10 protein-coding genes are annotated in these 15,749 nt (G+C 65.1%); 7 read left to right on the forward strand and 3 right to left on the reverse strand.

Going from position 1 to position 15,749, the window contains the following annotated elements:
* Positions 1–13 precede the first annotated feature (13 nt).
* The 3 genes from BJI69_RS14880 to BJI69_RS14890 all read left to right on the forward strand — a co-directional run bounded on the left by BJI69_RS14880 (position 14) and on the right by BJI69_RS14890 (position 5,284).
* The gene (locus BJI69_RS14880; RefSeq protein WP_046967092.1) at positions 14–2,179 is read left to right on the forward strand and encodes a formylglycine-generating enzyme family protein; all 2,166 of its coding nucleotides are present in this window, start codon (positions 14–16) and stop codon (positions 2,177–2,179) included.
* Entirely contained in the window at positions 2,176–4,011 is a 1,836-nt protein-coding gene (locus BJI69_RS14885) for a glycoside hydrolase family 127 protein (RefSeq protein WP_046967093.1), read from the forward strand. The genes BJI69_RS14880 and BJI69_RS14885 overlap by 4 nt, the downstream gene beginning before the upstream one ends.
* A gap of 91 nt (positions 4,012–4,102) precedes the next feature.
* The gene (locus BJI69_RS14890; RefSeq protein ID WP_244465239.1) at positions 4,103–5,284 is read left to right on the forward strand and encodes a CaiB/BaiF CoA transferase family protein; all 1,182 of its coding nucleotides are present in this window, start codon (positions 4,103–4,105) and stop codon (positions 5,282–5,284) included.
* A gap of 115 nt (positions 5,285–5,399) precedes the next feature.
* On the opposite strand, the gene BJI69_RS14895 is transcribed toward BJI69_RS14890, so the two are convergent.
* From BJI69_RS14895 to BJI69_RS14905, 3 genes are all read right to left on the reverse strand, one after another.
* Positions 5,400–8,036 (reverse strand): excinuclease ABC subunit UvrA, encoded by a 2,637-nt coding sequence (locus tag BJI69_RS14895; RefSeq protein ID WP_046967094.1) that lies wholly within the window; start codon positions 8,034–8,036, stop codon positions 5,400–5,402.
* Positions 8,037–8,079: 43 nt separating this feature from the next.
* Entirely contained in the window at positions 8,080–9,801 is a 1,722-nt protein-coding gene (poxB, locus tag BJI69_RS14900; RefSeq protein WP_046967095.1) for a ubiquinone-dependent pyruvate dehydrogenase, read from the reverse strand.
* Between the two features lie 90 nt (positions 9,802–9,891).
* Positions 9,892–10,566 (reverse strand): TetR/AcrR family transcriptional regulator, encoded by a 675-nt coding sequence (locus BJI69_RS14905; RefSeq protein ID WP_046967096.1) that lies wholly within the window; start codon positions 10,564–10,566, stop codon positions 9,892–9,894.
* A gap of 106 nt (positions 10,567–10,672) precedes the next feature.
* On the opposite strand from BJI69_RS14905, the gene BJI69_RS14910 reads away from it, so the two are divergent.
* The 4 genes from BJI69_RS14910 to BJI69_RS14925 are packed head-to-tail and all read left to right on the forward strand — an operon-like array spanning position 10,673 to position 15,748.
* Entirely contained in the window at positions 10,673–11,686 is a 1,014-nt protein-coding gene (locus BJI69_RS14910; protein ID WP_046967097.1) for an HlyD family secretion protein, read from the forward strand.
* The gene (locus tag BJI69_RS14915) at positions 11,683–13,497 is read left to right on the forward strand and encodes an ATP-binding cassette domain-containing protein (protein WP_046967098.1); all 1,815 of its coding nucleotides are present in this window, start codon (positions 11,683–11,685) and stop codon (positions 13,495–13,497) included. The genes BJI69_RS14910 and BJI69_RS14915 overlap by 4 nt, the downstream gene beginning before the upstream one ends.
* Positions 13,494–14,624, forward strand: a complete 1,131-nt coding sequence (locus BJI69_RS14920; RefSeq protein WP_046967099.1) for an ABC transporter permease — start codon at positions 13,494–13,496, stop codon at positions 14,622–14,624. The genes BJI69_RS14915 and BJI69_RS14920 overlap by 4 nt, the downstream gene beginning before the upstream one ends.
* Positions 14,621–15,748 (forward strand): ABC transporter permease, encoded by a 1,128-nt coding sequence (locus BJI69_RS14925; protein WP_211258475.1) that lies wholly within the window; start codon positions 14,621–14,623, stop codon positions 15,746–15,748. The genes BJI69_RS14920 and BJI69_RS14925 overlap by 4 nt, the downstream gene beginning before the upstream one ends.
* Position 15,749: the final 1 nt, after the last annotated feature.

Genomic DNA, 15,749 nt, shown 5'->3' on the forward strand with positions numbered 1-15,749 from the left:
CAGGTTTCCCGCCATGCATGCTTCCCCTGACGAACACGACGAACCGGCTCGGGTGACCCACGAGTACAAGTTCTCCCACGTCACCACCGGTCGTTACCTGCCAACACCGGGCCGGGCGCCCGGCTGGCCGTTCGCCGAGATCGGTCACTGGAAGATGGATGTCGACGGCACTGCGGACGACTGGGTTCGCGAGCTGCGCGACTGGCGTCGTGAGCACCTCACGCGCATCGGTTACGACGACGCCAACTATCGTCGTCCCGAGCTGCAATGGGCGCAACGCAACTTCGTCCACGCGCAAATGATGGTCGAGGATCGTTACTTCTACGATCCCGTCGCCGGACGCTACACCGTCGACCGCTATCTGGACGACCTCGAAGCCCGTTTCGGCGGGATCGACAGTGTCCTGATCTGGTTCGTCTACCCCAACATCGGCATCGACGACCGGAACAAGACGGATCTCGCGTACGACCTGCCGGGTGGCCTGGATGGATTGCGCGTCGCCGTGGACGACTTCCATCGTCGTGGTGTCCGCGTGTTCCTGCCGACCATGCCCTGGGACAACGGGACGCGTCCTGCGGAGGAGAGCGACTGGGACGCCATGGCGAAGCTGGTCGCCGCGGTCGGCGCCGATGGCGTCAACGGCGATACCTATAACGGCGTTCCCCGCGCGTTCTTCGATGCCTGTGACGCGGCGGGCCGGCCGGTCGTGTTGCAGCCCGAATCGACGATCAGCGCCGAAGAGCAGCTGATCTGGAACGTACAAAGCTGGGGCAAGAAGGCACCAAACGAGGTCATCCCGCCGGTCGCCAAGTTCAAGTGGCTCGAACCGCGGCACATGATCAACTATGAAAATCGCTGGGGGCGCGATCGTAACCACGATCTCCAGTACATCTTCTTCAACGGCATCGGTTACAACGCCTGGGAGAACGTGTGGGGTATCTGGAATGGCCTGACCCCGCGCGATGCGGAGGCGCTACGCCGCATCGCTACCATCGAGCGGCAGTTCGCCCCGGCGCTGGTGAGCATGGACTGGCGCCCGTATGAGCGCACGCTGCAGGCCGGCGTGTTCGCCAGCCGCTTCCCCACCGAAGGGTTCACGCTGTGGACCCTGGTGAACCGTCAGGAATACGTGATCGCCGGCGAGCAGCTGGCGGTGCCTCATGTGGAAGGCACCCGTTACATCGATGTCTGGAACGGTGTCGAACTCACGCCGCGGCTGCATGACGGCAAGGCGGTGCTGCCCTTCCTGCTGGAAGGACGTGGTTTCGGTGCGGTGGTGGCACTTGCCGCCGGTGCCTCGGTCGAAGGCCTGGATGGCTTCCTGAAGACGATGCGGGACGCCGCCGCCACCCCGCTGGCGTCCTTGTCCTCGACATGGCGGAGCCTGCCGCAGACCATGCGTTCCGTCGCGGCGACCGTGCGCGTCGCGACGGCGCCCCAAGGCATGCTGACGATTCCTGCCGGTCCGTTCGACTTCATCGTCGGCGGTGTCGAGATCGAAGGACAGACCTGGGACGGTAACGACGTGCAGTACCCGTGGGAGGACAGCGCGCGTCGCGGCCACCGCCGGCACATGCAGATGGAGTCCTTCCACATCGACCGTACGCCGGTTACCAACGCACAGTACGCCGCCTTCCTCGACGAGTCCGGCTGGCGCCCGCTGGACGCGCATAACTTCCTCCGCCACTGGGTGGACGGCAAGCCGCCCGTCGGCTGGGAGAACAAGCCGGTCACCTGGGTGGGCATCGAGGATGCACGCGCCTATGCCGCGTGGTCGGGCAAGCGCCTGCCGCACGAGTGGGAATGGCAATACGCTGCACAGGGCGGCGACGGGCGTCGCTACCCGTGGGGTAACGACTGGCGGGAGGATCTCGTGCCGGCCGTGAATCGCGGGCGGCAACTGCGTGCCCCGGCCGACGTGGACGCGTTCCCGCAGGCGGCCAGTCCCTTCGGCCTGCTCGACCTGGTCGGCAACGTCTGGCAGTGGACCGACGAATTCCTCGACGAACACACGCGAGCCGCCGTGCTGCGTGGCGGCAGCAACTTCCAGCCACAGACCTCGCATTGGTATTTCCCCCAGGCGTATCGTCTGGATCAGCACGGAAAGTACCTGCTGATGTCACCCGGCAAAGACCGCTCCGGCTGTGTGGGCTTCCGTTGCGTGGTCGATGCTCCATGAGGGTGGACACTCATTTCGGCGGCCTGCTCGGCGACGCACTGGCGGCGAACCTCCAGGGGCGCCTGTCGCATTTCATCGTGGACGAACACAGTCCGGCGATCGCCTTGTTCGCACCCGAGCGCCGTGCACTGAACGACGAAGGCGATTGGTACGGCGAGCATGCCGGCAAATGGCTGGTCGCCGCCTCACGTGCCGCGGCACGGTGCGGTGACGAGGCGCTTCGCGCACGTGTACTGCGCGTTGCGGATTACCTGGTTTCGATCCAGGAAGACGACGGCTACCTCGGCACGTACGCGCCCAGTCGTCGCTTCATGGTTCCGCAGCCACCGAAGCCGGTGAGCTGGAACGGTGAGCCGAGCGTGCGCACCTGGGATATCTGGACCCACGCTTACCTGATGCTAGGGTTGCTGGAGGTCCACCGTCATTTCGGTGGTTCGCGCTATCTCGACGCGGTACGCCACATCGGCGATCTCTGCCTGCACACGCTGTCGTCGGGCGGCATCGATATCACCGACCTGGGCAATCACTTCGGCATGTCGGCGACGGTGCTGCTGGACCCCGCCGTGGACCTGCACCTGGCGACCGGCGATCCGCGATATCTGGAGCTGGCCCGGCTTGTCCTTCGGCAGGCGGATGCCCATCCGCCACTGGCGTTGCTGAGCCAATGCCTTGCAGGGACGGACGTCGCCTTCATCGCGACCGGCAAGGCGTACCAGCTGGCCTGGAATCTCGTCGGGGTGGCCAAGCTTCATCGCGTCACGGGAGAGCCGGCACTCCTGCGCGCGGTGGAGAACGTCTGGCGCAGCATCCGCGATCACCACCTGACACTGGGTGGCGGGCCATGGGGCGGCGTCGCCCATCGTTCCCGCGAAGTGTTCAATGCACCCGGCGCCTTCATTCCCGAAGCCTACGTGGAAACCTGTTCCACGCTCGCCTGGATCCAGCTCAATCGCGAGTTGTTGCAGATCACCGGCGAGGCGCATTACGCCGAGGAGATCGAACGCTCCGCCTACAACGACCTTCTCGCTGCCCAGGCGCCCGATGGCGAGGACTGGTGCTACTACGTGTTCCCCAACGGCCGGCGCGTGCACACGACGTACTGGCGTTGCTGCAAGTCGAGCGGCGCCATGGCGGTCGAGGAGCTCCCGGATATCGCGACGATCGCACGGGATCCGCGAACGCTGGATATCAACATCTACGGTCCGGGTCAGTCGTCGGCCTTGCTCGAGGGAGCGGGTCGCGTGCGGCTGACCCAGTCCACCGCGTGGCCCTATCCCGATGACATCCGTATCACGATCTCCCTGGAGGAGCCGGCGCACTTCGCGTTGCGCTTGCGGGTGCCCAGCTGGGCCGAGGGTGCGGCGTTATCGGTTAACGGCGAAGACGCAGGCGTGCCGGTGCCCCCAGGTCACTACGCCGTCATCGACCGCGATTGGCATGAAGGCGACGTAGTCGTCGCTCACTTTCCCGCACAACCCATCCTGCATCGGGCCAGTCATCGCAACGTCCAGGAATCGCGGGCGCCGGACGGCAGCGCGGTGCACCAGGAGGTATTGCATGTCGACTATGTCGGTGTCACCTGCGGTCCGCTGGTCTATGCCACGGATCTCATCGACGGCTTCAAGACCAGCGAGACCGTAAAACTACCGGAGGAGGCACAGGCACTCTGGCTTACGCTGCTCCCACGGGAGCACGGCGAAGCGCCTGTCATACGGCTGGATCCTGGCTATCGCACGTCCTTGCGCTTCACCCCGTATTTCTCGGCGGGAGGGCGGCGTGACGGTGCATGGCGGCTGACGTGGTTATCGCTGGCTCCGGAACGGTCCTTGTAGATTCAAACAAGTTTTTCTGCTGCCAGAACATATCCCGCCGGGGTGTTTCCCGCTCCCCGCGTCCGGCACAGTGAAGGCACGGAAACGGGATATGGCACCTGTGGATAACGAGGCACGCATGGAAACACCGACATCGTCCCCCCGCGCGCCCTCGGGCCCCCTCGCCGGCATCCGGGTACTGGATCTCAGTGCTTACATCGCCGGCCCGTACGGCTGCACGCTGCTGGCCGACCAAGGGGCGGACGTCATCAAGATCGAACCGCCCGGCGGGGACAATCTGCGCCAGTATCCGTCGACGCTGGCGACGGAAAGTCGCGCTTTTCTCGGCGTGAACCGGAGCAAGCGCGGCATCGTGCTGGATCTGAAAAATCCGTCGGATCATGCGGCGCTGCTGCGTCTGGTGCGCGAGGCCGATGTGCTCGTGCACAACTTCCGCCCCAGCGTACCGGCGCGCCTGGGTATCGATCACGACCGCCTCAGCTTGATCAATTCACGCCTGATCTATTGCGCGGTCACCGGTTACGGCGACCAGGGCCCGATGAAAGACAAGGCCGGTTACGACCAGGTGCTGCAGACGATGACCGGGATGTCGACGCTGCAGGGCAAGCGTGGCGGTCCGCCGGAGGTCATCTTCGGTTCCGTGGTGGATTATTACGCCGCCGCCTTGCTCGCCGCTGGCGTGTCGTCGGCGCTGTACGAGCGCGAACGCAGTGGCCTGGGCCAGTACGTGGGCGTCTCGCTGCTGCGCAGTGCGTTGACGATGCAGTCGGCGCGGATGATCTGGGCCGATGGCGAATCGCTGGATATCGGCCGGGACATGCGCTCGGGCGGCGTGACCGGCATTCATCCGACGCGCGAGGGCTATATCTACATCTCGGCCAATACGCCGCACTTCTGGAAGGCGCTTTGCGAGCGCACGGGACTCCAGTCCCTGTTCGACGATCCGCGCTTCGACACGGTGCGCAAGCGCGCGGAGCACCATGAAGAAATCGTGCCGAAGCTGCACGCGGCGCTCGCCTCGCGCACGGCGATCGAGTGGGAGACGTTGTTCGGTGACGCCGTACCCAGCGCCGCCGCGCGTCGCATCGAAGACATGTTCGACCATCCACAGGTCACCGCCGAAGGTCTCGTCGCTACGTTCGAACACCCCGTGGTCGGCCAGTACCGGGGCGTCAATCATCCCATCCATTTCGGCCGCACGCCCGCGCCCGAACCCTTCGCCGCGCCGACGCTCAACCAGCATGAGTCGTTGCTCGAGAGCAACATTCCGTGACGCCATGTGGGAGCCGCTTCAGCGGCGAAAAACCAACGGAGCGGAGGAGCTGCAACGTCAATCGCCGATGAATCGGCTCCCACACGGGCATGGAACATCGCCGATGAATCGGCTCCTACAGGAGCGGGGCGAGGTAGGGGGCGGTACGACTCTCCTTTGAGAGCGCGACATCGCGCGGCGTACCGGCGGCGACGATCCGTCCGCCCTGGTCGCCCGCGCCGGGGCCCACATCGATCACCCAGTCGCTACCGGCGACGACGCGCATTTCGTGCTCGACGACGATAACGGTATTGCCTGCGTCGACGAGGCCCTGCAACTGCGCGACGAGCTTGTCGACGTCAGAAGGATGCAGGCCCGTCGTAGGTTCATCCAGGACATACACGCTGCTCCCGCGCTGGGCGCGTTGCAGTTCGGTCGCCAGCTTGATGCGCTGGGCTTCGCCACCTGAGAGCTCGGTTGCCGGCTGGCCCAGACGCAGGTAGCCCAGGCCGATGTCGCGAAGAAGAAGGAGTGACTTCAACACGTTGGCTTCGTCGGCGAAGAACGCGCAGGCTTCATCCACGGTCATGCCGAGCACCTCGGCGATGTTCCTGTCGTTCCAGCGGACGGCCAGGGTCTGCTCGTTGTAGCGCGCGCCGTGACAGGTCGGGCAGGGCGCATAGACACTCGGCATGAACAGCAGCTCGACGCTGACGAACCCTTCGCCCTCACAGGTTTCGCAGCGACCCTTGGCCACGTTGAAGGAGAAGCGGCCCGCGTCATAACGCTTCGACTTTGCCGCTTTGGTCGATGCGAACAGCTTGCGCACGTGGTCGAACAATCCCGTGTACGTCGCAAGGTTGGAGCGTGGCGTACGTCCGATCGGCTTCTGGTCGACCTGGATGAGGCGGGTGATGGCGTCGGCACCCGAATGGATGTGGCCGGTCGTGCGGGTGATGACGCTGGGCTCGAGGTCGTCGTTCTCGTCCTCGGCCACGCGCGGCTCGTGGCCAAGGTGTTCGCCGAGCAGTTCCACCAGCGCCTGGCTGACCAGGCTCGACTTGCCCGACCCGGAAATGCCCGTCACCGACGTAAAGACACCGAGTGGGAAACGTGCCGTCAGGCGATGCAGGTTGTTGCGCGTCACGTTGCGCAGCTCGAGCCAGCCGCGTGGCTCGCGAGCCGTGCGTTTTGCGACGCCGGCGTCGCCGAACAAATAACGTGCGGTATGCGAAGCGGCCACCTTGGCCAGTCCGGTCGGTGGGCCGCTGTAGAGAATCTCACCACCCTTCTCGCCCGCATCCGGACCCACATCGACCAGCCAGTCGGCGCGGCGCATCATGTCGAGATCATGTTCGACGACAAAGATCGAGTTTCCCGACGCCTTCAATTGCCCCAATGCATTGAATAGCGCTTCACCGTCGGCAGGGTGCAGTCCGGCGGAGGGTTCGTCGAGCACATACACCACGCCAAACAGGTTGCTGCGTATCTGCGTGGCAAGGCGCAAGCGCTGCAGCTCGCCCGGCGAAAGGGTAGGGCTGCTGCGGTCCATCGACAGGTAGCCGAGTCCGAGCGACTGCAGCGTGCCGATGCGTGCGATGAGATCCTGGGCGATGCGTTGCGCGGCGATACGCTTCTCTTCCGAGAGGTTCGGCGTGCGCCGCACGTCCGAGGAGCCTTCGTGGCCCAGGCCGCCAGCGGCCACCCGGCGCGCGATATCGCGCTTGCCCGCGGCGCGACTCTGCGTCGTCTTGCCGCCGGCGGTGGGTTCACCGAAACGGCCCTCGGCCGCCGGACGGAGCGTCTCCACCAGGCGATCGAACGACATCGCGGACAAACTGCCGATGTCGACGCCCGCGAAGGTGACCGACAGCGCCTCACGCTTGAGCCTCTTGCCGTCGCAGACCGGACAGAGGCTGCCGATCATGAAACGCGATACGCGCTTCTTCATCAACGGGCTTTGCGTTGTCGCGAAGGTGTGCAGCACGTAGCGTCGGGCACCCATGTAGGTACCCATGTAGCTCGGTTCGGTCTTGCGCTTCAGTGCCGCGCGTGTCTCGGCAGGCGTGAATCCCGCGTACACCGGCGCGACCGGTTGCTCCTCGGTGAAGAGGATCCAGTCGCGCTGTTTCTTCGGCAGATCGCGCCAGGGCACGTCCACGTCGTAGCCCAGGGTGACCAGGATGTCGCGCAGGTTCTGTCCGTGCCACGCGGGCGGCCAGGAAGCGATGGCGCGTTCGCGGATGGTCAGCGAAGGGTCCGGCACCATCGTCTGCTCGGTGACTTCGTAGACCCGACCGAGGCCATGGCAGTTCGGGCACGCACCCTGCGGGGTATTGGGCGAAAAGTCCTCGGCGAACAGCATCGGCTGCTTCGCCGGATAGCTGCCTGCACGCGAATAGAGCATGCGTACCAGGCTGGAAAGCGTGGTAACGCTGCCGACCGATGAGCGCGTGCCCGGTGTGCCGCGCTGTTGCTGCAGCGCCACGGCGGGTGGCAGGCCTTCGATCTCGTCCACGTCGGGCACACCCACCTGGTCGATCAGGCGGCGAGCGTACGGTGCCACGGACTCGAAGTAGCGCCGCTGTGCCTCCGCGTATAGCGTGCCGAAGGCCAGCGAGGACTTGCCGGAGCCCGAGACGCCGGAAAACACCACCAGCGCATCGCGTGGCACGGCCACGTCGATGTTCTTGAGGTTGTGTTCGCGGGCGCCGCGAACCCGGACGAAGCCATTGCCGGGCACGGCGGCGGGAGAGACCGTTCGTTTCTTCATGGCGACGATTATCGTCGGAATCGGTGCAGTTGCCGTGCAGGGCTCAGTGGCGCAGCGCAGACACCGCGAGGTCGACGATTTCCTTCGCGCGACCGTCGATCACGGCCTTCATCATCCAAAGGCTGAATCCCTTGGCCTGCTCCAGCGTGATCGTCGGCGGCATGACCAGCTCGAGCTTGTCGGTGACGACATCGACCACGGCCGGACCGTCGTGCGCGAAGGCCTGCACGAGGGCATCGCGCAGCTTCGTCGGGTCTTCCACACGAACCGAGTAGATGCCCATAGCCTCCGCCACCTTGGCGAAGTCAGGGTTATCCAGTGTCGTGCCCACGGGCAGGAAGCCGCCGGCCTTCATCTCGATATCCACGAAGCCCAGCAGGCCGTTGTTGAAGATGACGATCTTCACCGGAAGCTTCGATTGCCGGATGGTCAGCAGGTCGCCCATCAGCATGCTGAAGCCGCCGTCGCCGGACATCGAAACGACCTGTCGGCCCGGGTAGGCCGTCTGTGCACCGATGGCCTGGGGCATGGCGTTCGCCATCGACCCATGCAGGAACGAGCCCAGCAACCGGCGCCCACCGCCGAGTTTCAGGTAGCGCGCGGCCCATACCGTGGCCTCACCGACATCGCAGGTGAACACCGCATCGTCGCTGGCGACCTCGCTGATCAGCGTCGCCAACAGCTGCGGATGGATGGGGCGATGCGTCGACGACGCGTTGGCCTGCGCATCGAGGCCTTCGCGTGCGTGCTTGTAAAGATCGCGTGCCGTATCCAGGTGAGCCGGATCGTGCGTGGCCTTCAGCCTGGGTAGCAGTCTGCCGATCGCGTCGCGCACGTCGCCGACCACACCCAGCGAGAGGCGACAGCGCTTGCCGAGGTTCTCGCCGCGGATGTCGATCTGCGCGATATGCGCCTTGGTCGGATAGAACTGCCGGTACGGGAAGTCCGTGCCGAGCAGGAGCAGCACGTCGCAGGATTCCATGGCGTGGTAGCCCGAGGAGAAGCCGATCAGTCCGGTCATGCCGACGTCGTAGGGATTGTCGTGCTCCACGTGTTCCTTGCCCCGCAGGCTGTGCACCACGGGTGCCTTGAGCCGTTCGGCCAGGGCGAGCACCTCGTCGTGGGCTCCCGCGCAGCCGGCACCGCAGAACAGGGTGATCCGCTTGCCTTCGTCCAGTAACGCGGCCAGCGCGTCGAGATCCTCGTCCGGTGCCGCCACCAGCGGCAACCGCGGAATCAGGTTCGCCGCCGGCAAGCGTTCGCCAGCGGCGCGCAAGGCGACATCGCCGGAGATGACGACGACGGCCACACCCTGCTTGGTCACTGCTTCACGGATGGCGGTTTCGATGATGCGCGGCACGTGGTCCGGGTCGGTGACCAACTCGACGTAGTGGCTGCATTCCTTGAAGAGGATCTGCGGGTGCGTTTCCTGGAAGTAGCCCGAGCCCGTCTCGGTACTGGGGATGTGCGCGGCGATGGCGAGCACCGGTACACGGCTCCGGTGGCAGTCGAAGAGGCCGTTGATCAGATGCAGGTTGCCGGGGCCGCAGCTGCCGGCACACACGGTGAGCTCACCGGTCAGCTGGGCTTCGGCGCCGGCGGCGAACGCGGCCACTTCTTCGTGCCGGACCGGCGACCAGGCGATCGTTCCGCGCTGGCGCAACGATTCGGTAATGCCGTTGAGCGAATCGCCCACCAGGCCATAGATGCGTTTGACACCAGCTACTTCGAGCGTCTCGACCAGTCGGTCGGCTACCGTTTTCATCGGGGATTCTCCACGGGGCGAAAGCCAGCAAAGCGTTGATGGTGGCCAAGAGCCGACCATCAAGCTTGTAGAAAGCTCACGCGGTGGGAGCTAGCGGGCGTGTTTCGCCGACAATGCGTCCAGGCCGGCCAGGACGAAGGTCGTCATGTCTTCGACCAGTCCCTCCGATGAGGGATTCAACGCTGGCATCACCGTGGTGCGGAGGCTTTCCGGACCGAGCAACATGGTGATGCAAGGCACGATGGTCATCATCATGCCGCGCTGCACGGCAGGGTGGGTGAGGGGCAGATCCAGATATCCCGCCATCAGGCCGGCGACGATGCCGGCCTTGGGCGCGATGGCTTCGTTGATCAGGGTCGGGGCCATGGGCGAGGGCGACATCATCTCGCGCAGCACGACACGAAAGCCCCAGGATTTTTCGCCTAGCCCGGCCTGTGCGACGAAGTGGGCGATCAGACTGCGTAGCTTGTCACGCGGGGAGAGGTCCGACTGGACGAAGGTCAGCAGGGATTCCTGGCTCACCACCTGCCGGTGGGCTTCGACCAGGACGGCGCCGTACAAGCCGTCACGGCTGCCGAAGTGATAGTTCACCGCGGCCATGTTCACGCCCGCCCGAAGGCAGATTTCCTTGCTGGAGGTACCCAGGTAACCGTGCTCGGCGAACAGCCTGCCCGCGATGTCCAGAAGATGGGAGCGGGTCTGGTCGCCGTCCTGCCGGGTAGCCCGTTTCGTGGCGTGCGATTTCGGAAGATGTGGGTCGGCCATGGGGTGCATTGTAAAGGAAGCTGCTTACCTATAATTCAAATTTGCATTTGATTTATTCGAAAAGGCGGCCTAGACTGCGGTCGTTCCCCGGTCGAGCGTCCATCCCATGCAGAAACCCAAGCCCATCGTCCTCGTCGCCGTCGTCGTTCTCGCCGTCCTGGTCGGGGGTGGTATCTGGTGGCTCATGCGCCCCAAAGGGCCGCAGATCATCGTCCTGCACGGCAATGTGGATATCCGCCAGGTGTCGCTCGCCTTCAACGCCAACGAACGGATCACCGACATGCGGGTGAACGAAGGCGACCGGGTGAGCGCCGGGCAGGTCCTCGCGACGCTGGATACGACGACGCTCGCGCTGCGCCTGGCCCGGTCGCAGGCCCAGCTGGCCGTGCAGGACGAGGTGCTGCGGCGGCTGGAGGCGGGCAACCGTCCGCAGGAGATTGCCCAGGCCGATGCCAATGTGCGCGCGGCCGTCGCCGATGCACGCAAGGCACACCAGACACTCGATCGCCTGCGGGCGATCAGCCAGGGCACGGGCGGTCGCGCGGTGAGCCGCGAAGAGCTGGACGATGCCGTGGCCGCCGCCGCCTCGGCCGATGCGAAGCTCGATGCCGAACGCAAGGCACAGGATCTCTCAGTAGCCGGCCCCCGCAAGGAAGACATCGACGAGGCACGCGCCCAGCGCGATGCCGCCCTTGCCGACAGTGCCGTGACGAAACAACAGCTCGCCGACGCCGAACTGAAGGCGCCCTCCGATGCCGTGGTGAGGAGCCGGTTGCTCGAACCCGGCGACATGGCCTCGCCGCAACGACCGGCCTACGCACTCGCCCTCGTGCATCCGAAGTGGGTACGTGCGTATGTGTCGGAGGCTAACCTCAGCCGGATCAAGCCGGGGCAGGCGGCTCGCGTGACGACGGATAGCGCGCCCGATCAGCCGATCGACGGCCGCATCGGTTACATCTCGTCGGTCGCCGAATTCACGCCGAAGAACGTCGAGACCAACGAGCTGCGCACCAGCCTCGTCTACGAGGTGCGGATCAACGTGACCGATCCGGACGACCGCCTGCGCATGGGCATGCCGGCGACCGTGGAACTGCCGGGCACCGTCGCGGCACAGCCATGACTACGCCGGTGGCCTTGGTGGCGCAGGGCGTCAGCAAACGCTTCATCGTCAAGAAGGCCGGGCGCACCGTGGTCGCGCTGGACGACGTCTCGATCGAGGTGAAGGGCGCGGCGTTGACCGCGCTGGTCGGCCCCGATGGCGCCGGTAAGACGACCCTGCTGCGACTGGCCGCTGGCTTGATGGTCGCCGACGCGGGGACGATGACGGTACTCGGCATCGACGCGGCCACGGACCCGCAGGCGATCCAGAACCGGATCAGCTACATGCCGCAACGCTTCGGTCTCTATGACGACCTGAGCGTGCAGGAGAACCTCGATCTCTACGCCGACCTTCACGGGGTTCCCGCGGACGTGCGCGGCAAGCGCTATCAGCGCCTGATGGAGATGACCGACCTGGGGCGCTTTACCGATCGTCCCGCAGGCAAGCTATCCGGCGGCATGAAGCAGAAGTTGGGCCTGGCCTGCACCCTGGTGCGTTCTCCCGAACTGCTCCTACTCGACGAACCGACGGTGGGTGTCGATCCGCTGTCGCGTCGCGAGTTGTGGCAAATCCTCGAGCAGCTCGTCGGCGAAGAAAACCTCAGTGTGCTGGTCAGCACCTCGTACATGGACGAGGCCGCGCGTTGCGCGCACGTCGCCGTGTTGCATGACGGCAAGGTGCTGGCGCAGGGCACGCCGGCGTCGATACGCGATACCGCCGAAGGACTCTGTTTCGCCGTCACGCCACCGACGGACCAGGCGCCGCGGCATCTTCAGGCGCGTCTCCTTGACGACGACCAGACCATCGGTGCCGTACCACGCGGCGGCAAGGTTCACTTCGTGCGTACCCGGCTCGCGGTGGAACAGGGCGATCCCGGTCTCGCGCCGCTACTGGGCGACGTGGAAGCCATGTCGGTTCAGCCGACGCTCGAAGATGGATTCATGCTTGCGCTGCGGTCGAAGGTGCAGCGCGATCTTTCGTCGGCCGCCTCGGTCGGAACGTCGACAACGGCAACGACCTCGGCGTCGCATGCCGGGTCCACTGCGGCGAAGGCTGGCGAAACCGTGATCGAAGTGAAGGACCTCGTACGCACCTTCGGCGATTTCACCGCGGTGGATCGGACGAGTTTCTCGGTCAGCCAGGGCGAGATCTTCGGTCTGCTCGGGCCGAACGGCGCGGGTAAGACGACCACCTTTCGCATGCTTTGCGGTCTGTTACCGGCCAGCGGCGGGACGTTGCGCGTCGCCGGTTACGACCTGCGCAAGGCCCGGGCGCAGGCGCGCCAGCAGATCGGTTATGTGTCGCAGAAGTTCGCCCTCTACGGCAACCTGACCGTGGACGAGAACCTGACGTTCTTCGGTGGCGCTTATGGCCTCTCGGGCAAACGCCTGCGTGAGCGCATGGACGCCGTGAAGTCGCAGTTCGAACTCGATGACGCCGGCCACGCGCAGGCGGGGCTGCTGCCCGGCGGTTTCAAGCAGCGCCTGGCCATGGCCACGGGCCTGTTGCACGAGCCGGACATCCTCTTTCTCGATGAACCCACCAGCGGTGCCGACCCGCTCGCGCGCCGTGAATTCTGGCGACGGATCACAGCCCTCGCTGAAGCCGGCACCACCGTCGTCATCACCACCCACTTCATGGAGGAAGCCGAGTACTGCGACCGCGTGGTGATCCAGGATGCCGGCAAGGTACTGGCCCTGGGTACGCCAGCGGCGATCCGCCGCCAGGCGGGCGAGACCGATGCGCAGCCCTTCGACATGGAACAGGCGTTCATCGGCATCGTCGAACAGAATCGCAAGGCGACGCGCGATGGCTCGCGGGAGGCGGCATGAACGGCGGCTTCTGGCGGCGCCTGCTGGCGCTCACACGCAAGGAAGTGAAGCAGCTGCTGCGCGATCGCAGCAACCTCATGATGGGCATCGCACTGCCGCTGGTGCTGATCCTGATCTTCGGCTACGGGCTTTCGTTCGATGTGAAGAACGCGCCGGTGGCCGTGGTGATGGAAGACCACTCGCCGACGGCCAACGACATGATCGCCGGATTACGCCTGTCACCCTACCTGGCACCGACGGTGGTCGACAGCATGCACGACGCCGAGAACCTCATGCTGGCGCGCAAGGTCGACGCCATCCTGCGCCTTCCGTCTGATTTTTCACGACGCCTGGGCCTGGGCGATGCGCACGTACAGCTGATCCTGCACGGGGCCGATGCCAACACCTCGCGCACCATCCAGGGTTATGTGCAGAGCGCGCTGGCGCAGTCGACGGTGGTCCAGGCCGATCGGTCCGGCGACACGCCCTCGCCGGCGGTGGGCAGCGTGCACCTCGAGCAGCGCCTGTGGTTCAACGAGGCGAACACAAGTACCTGGTTCCTCGTGCCGGGACTCATCGTTCTCATCACCACCCTGGTCGGCGCATTCCTGACGGCCCTGGTGATGGCGCGTGAATGGGAGCGGGGCACCCTCGAGGCGCTGTTCGTGACACCCGTGCGGCCGCTCGAGATCCTGCTTGCCAAGATCATTCCGTACTTCGGTGTCGGCATGATCGGTTTGCTGATGTGCCTGGTCGCGGCGCGCTTTCTGTTCGACGTGCCGATCTATGGCTCGCTCTGGCTGATCCTGCTGGTGTCGGTGTTCTACCTGTTCGTGGCGCTTGGCATCGGCCTGCTGATCTCGGCGGTGACGAAGAACCAGTTCACCGCCAGCCAGCTCGCCCTGGTGACGAGCTTCATGCCGGCGCTGATGCTTTCCGGCTTCATCTACGACCTGCGCAACATGCCGCTGGCGGTGCAAGTGGTCGGCCGGGTCCTCCCCGCGACGCATTACATGGAGGTGCTCAAGAGCCTGTTCCTCGCCGGCAACCTGTGGCCGGTGATCCTCAAGAACTGCGTCATCCTCATCGGTTACGCCGTGGTGGTGCTGGCGGCGGCACGAATGAAAACCCGGAAGCTGCTCGAATGAACGCCATGCTCGCCTTTATCCGTCGCGTGGCGAATCTTTGCAGCAAGGAGCTGAGGGTCATCCTCAAGGACCCGGCCAGCCGCGTCCTGCTATTCGTCCCGGCGCTCCTGCAATCGCTGATGTTCGGCTACGCCGCCACCCTCGACCTGCGGGAGGCTCCGTATGCCTTGCTTGACCAGGACCACGGTCCCGCCGCCGTGCAGCTGGTCGCCAATGTCGAAGGTTCTGGGGTTTTCCGGCGCGTGGCGACGCTGGACAACGAGCGGGACATCGCCAGCGTGGTCGACGCCGGCAAGGTGCTTTTCGTGCTGCATATCGCACCGCGTTTCGAGCAACGGCTCAGCGCGGGTGAAGACACGCCGGTGCAGGTGATCCTCGATGCTCGCAATTCGACCACCGCGGGTACCGCGTCAGGTTATCTGGGCGCCATCGTGTCCCGCTTCAACACGGACTGGCGGACAGGTCATGGCGGCGCCGATGCGCCGCTGACGATGGACGTACGCGCCTGGTACAACCCGAACCTCGAGACACGCTGGTTCATGATGTCGTCCATGATCGCCGTGCTCAGCATGCTGCAAACCCTGATGCTCACCGCGCTCTCCGTGGCGCGTGAGCGGGAGCAGGGCACCTTCGATCAGCTGCTGGTGACGCCGTGCACGCCCACCGAGATCATGATCGGCAAATCCGTGCCGTCGATTTTTGTCGGTTTGGTGCAGTCGACCCTGGTCTTGCTGATCGCGACGCTCTGGTTCCACATTCCGATGGCCGGATCGCTGGTCACGTTGTACACGGGCCTGCTGGTCTTCACCGTGGCCTGCGTCGGTATCGGCCTGGCGATTTCCTCGCTGGCCGTGAACATGCAGCAAGCCATGCTTTACACCTTCGTGCTGATGATGCCGCTGGTTCTGCTCTCGGGCATGACGACGCCGATCGCCAACATGCCCACGGCGATGCAATGGCTCACCACGATCAATCCCGCGCGCTACGCGATCCATCTGGTACAGCGGGTGTACCTCGAAGGGGTGGGGCTGGGCACCGTTATCGCGGACATCGTGCCCCTGCTCATCATCGCTGCCGTCACGCTGCCGTTCTCGGCGTGGCTCTTCCGTCATCGACTTGTCTGAC

It is taken from the genome of Luteibacter rhizovicinus DSM 16549, assembly GCF_001887595.1.
Taxonomy (GTDB): domain Bacteria; phylum Pseudomonadota; class Gammaproteobacteria; order Xanthomonadales; family Rhodanobacteraceae; genus Luteibacter; species Luteibacter rhizovicinus.

Coding starts and splice junctions, on each gene's coding strand:
- BJI69_RS14880 (WP_046967092.1), top strand. CDS start 14: ATGCATGCTTCCCCTGACGAACACGACGAACCGGCTCGGGTGACCCAC.
- BJI69_RS14885 (WP_046967093.1), top strand. CDS start 2,176: ATGAGGGTGGACACTCATTTCGGCGGCCTGCTCGGCGACGCACTGGCG.
- BJI69_RS14890 (WP_244465239.1), top strand. CDS start 4,103: ATGGCACCTGTGGATAACGAGGCACGCATGGAAACACCGACATCGTCC.
- BJI69_RS14895 (WP_046967094.1), bottom strand. CDS start 8,036: ATGAAGAAACGAACGGTCTCTCCCGCCGCCGTGCCCGGCAATGGCTTC.
- poxB (WP_046967095.1), bottom strand. CDS start 9,801: ATGAAAACGGTAGCCGACCGACTGGTCGAGACGCTCGAAGTAGCTGGT.
- BJI69_RS14905 (WP_046967096.1), bottom strand. CDS start 10,566: ATGGCCGACCCACATCTTCCGAAATCGCACGCCACGAAACGGGCTACC.
- BJI69_RS14910 (WP_046967097.1), top strand. CDS start 10,673: ATGCAGAAACCCAAGCCCATCGTCCTCGTCGCCGTCGTCGTTCTCGCC.
- BJI69_RS14915 (WP_046967098.1), top strand. CDS start 11,683: ATGACTACGCCGGTGGCCTTGGTGGCGCAGGGCGTCAGCAAACGCTTC.
- BJI69_RS14920 (WP_046967099.1), top strand. CDS start 13,494: ATGAACGGCGGCTTCTGGCGGCGCCTGCTGGCGCTCACACGCAAGGAA.
- BJI69_RS14925 (WP_211258475.1), top strand. CDS start 14,621: ATGAACGCCATGCTCGCCTTTATCCGTCGCGTGGCGAATCTTTGCAGC.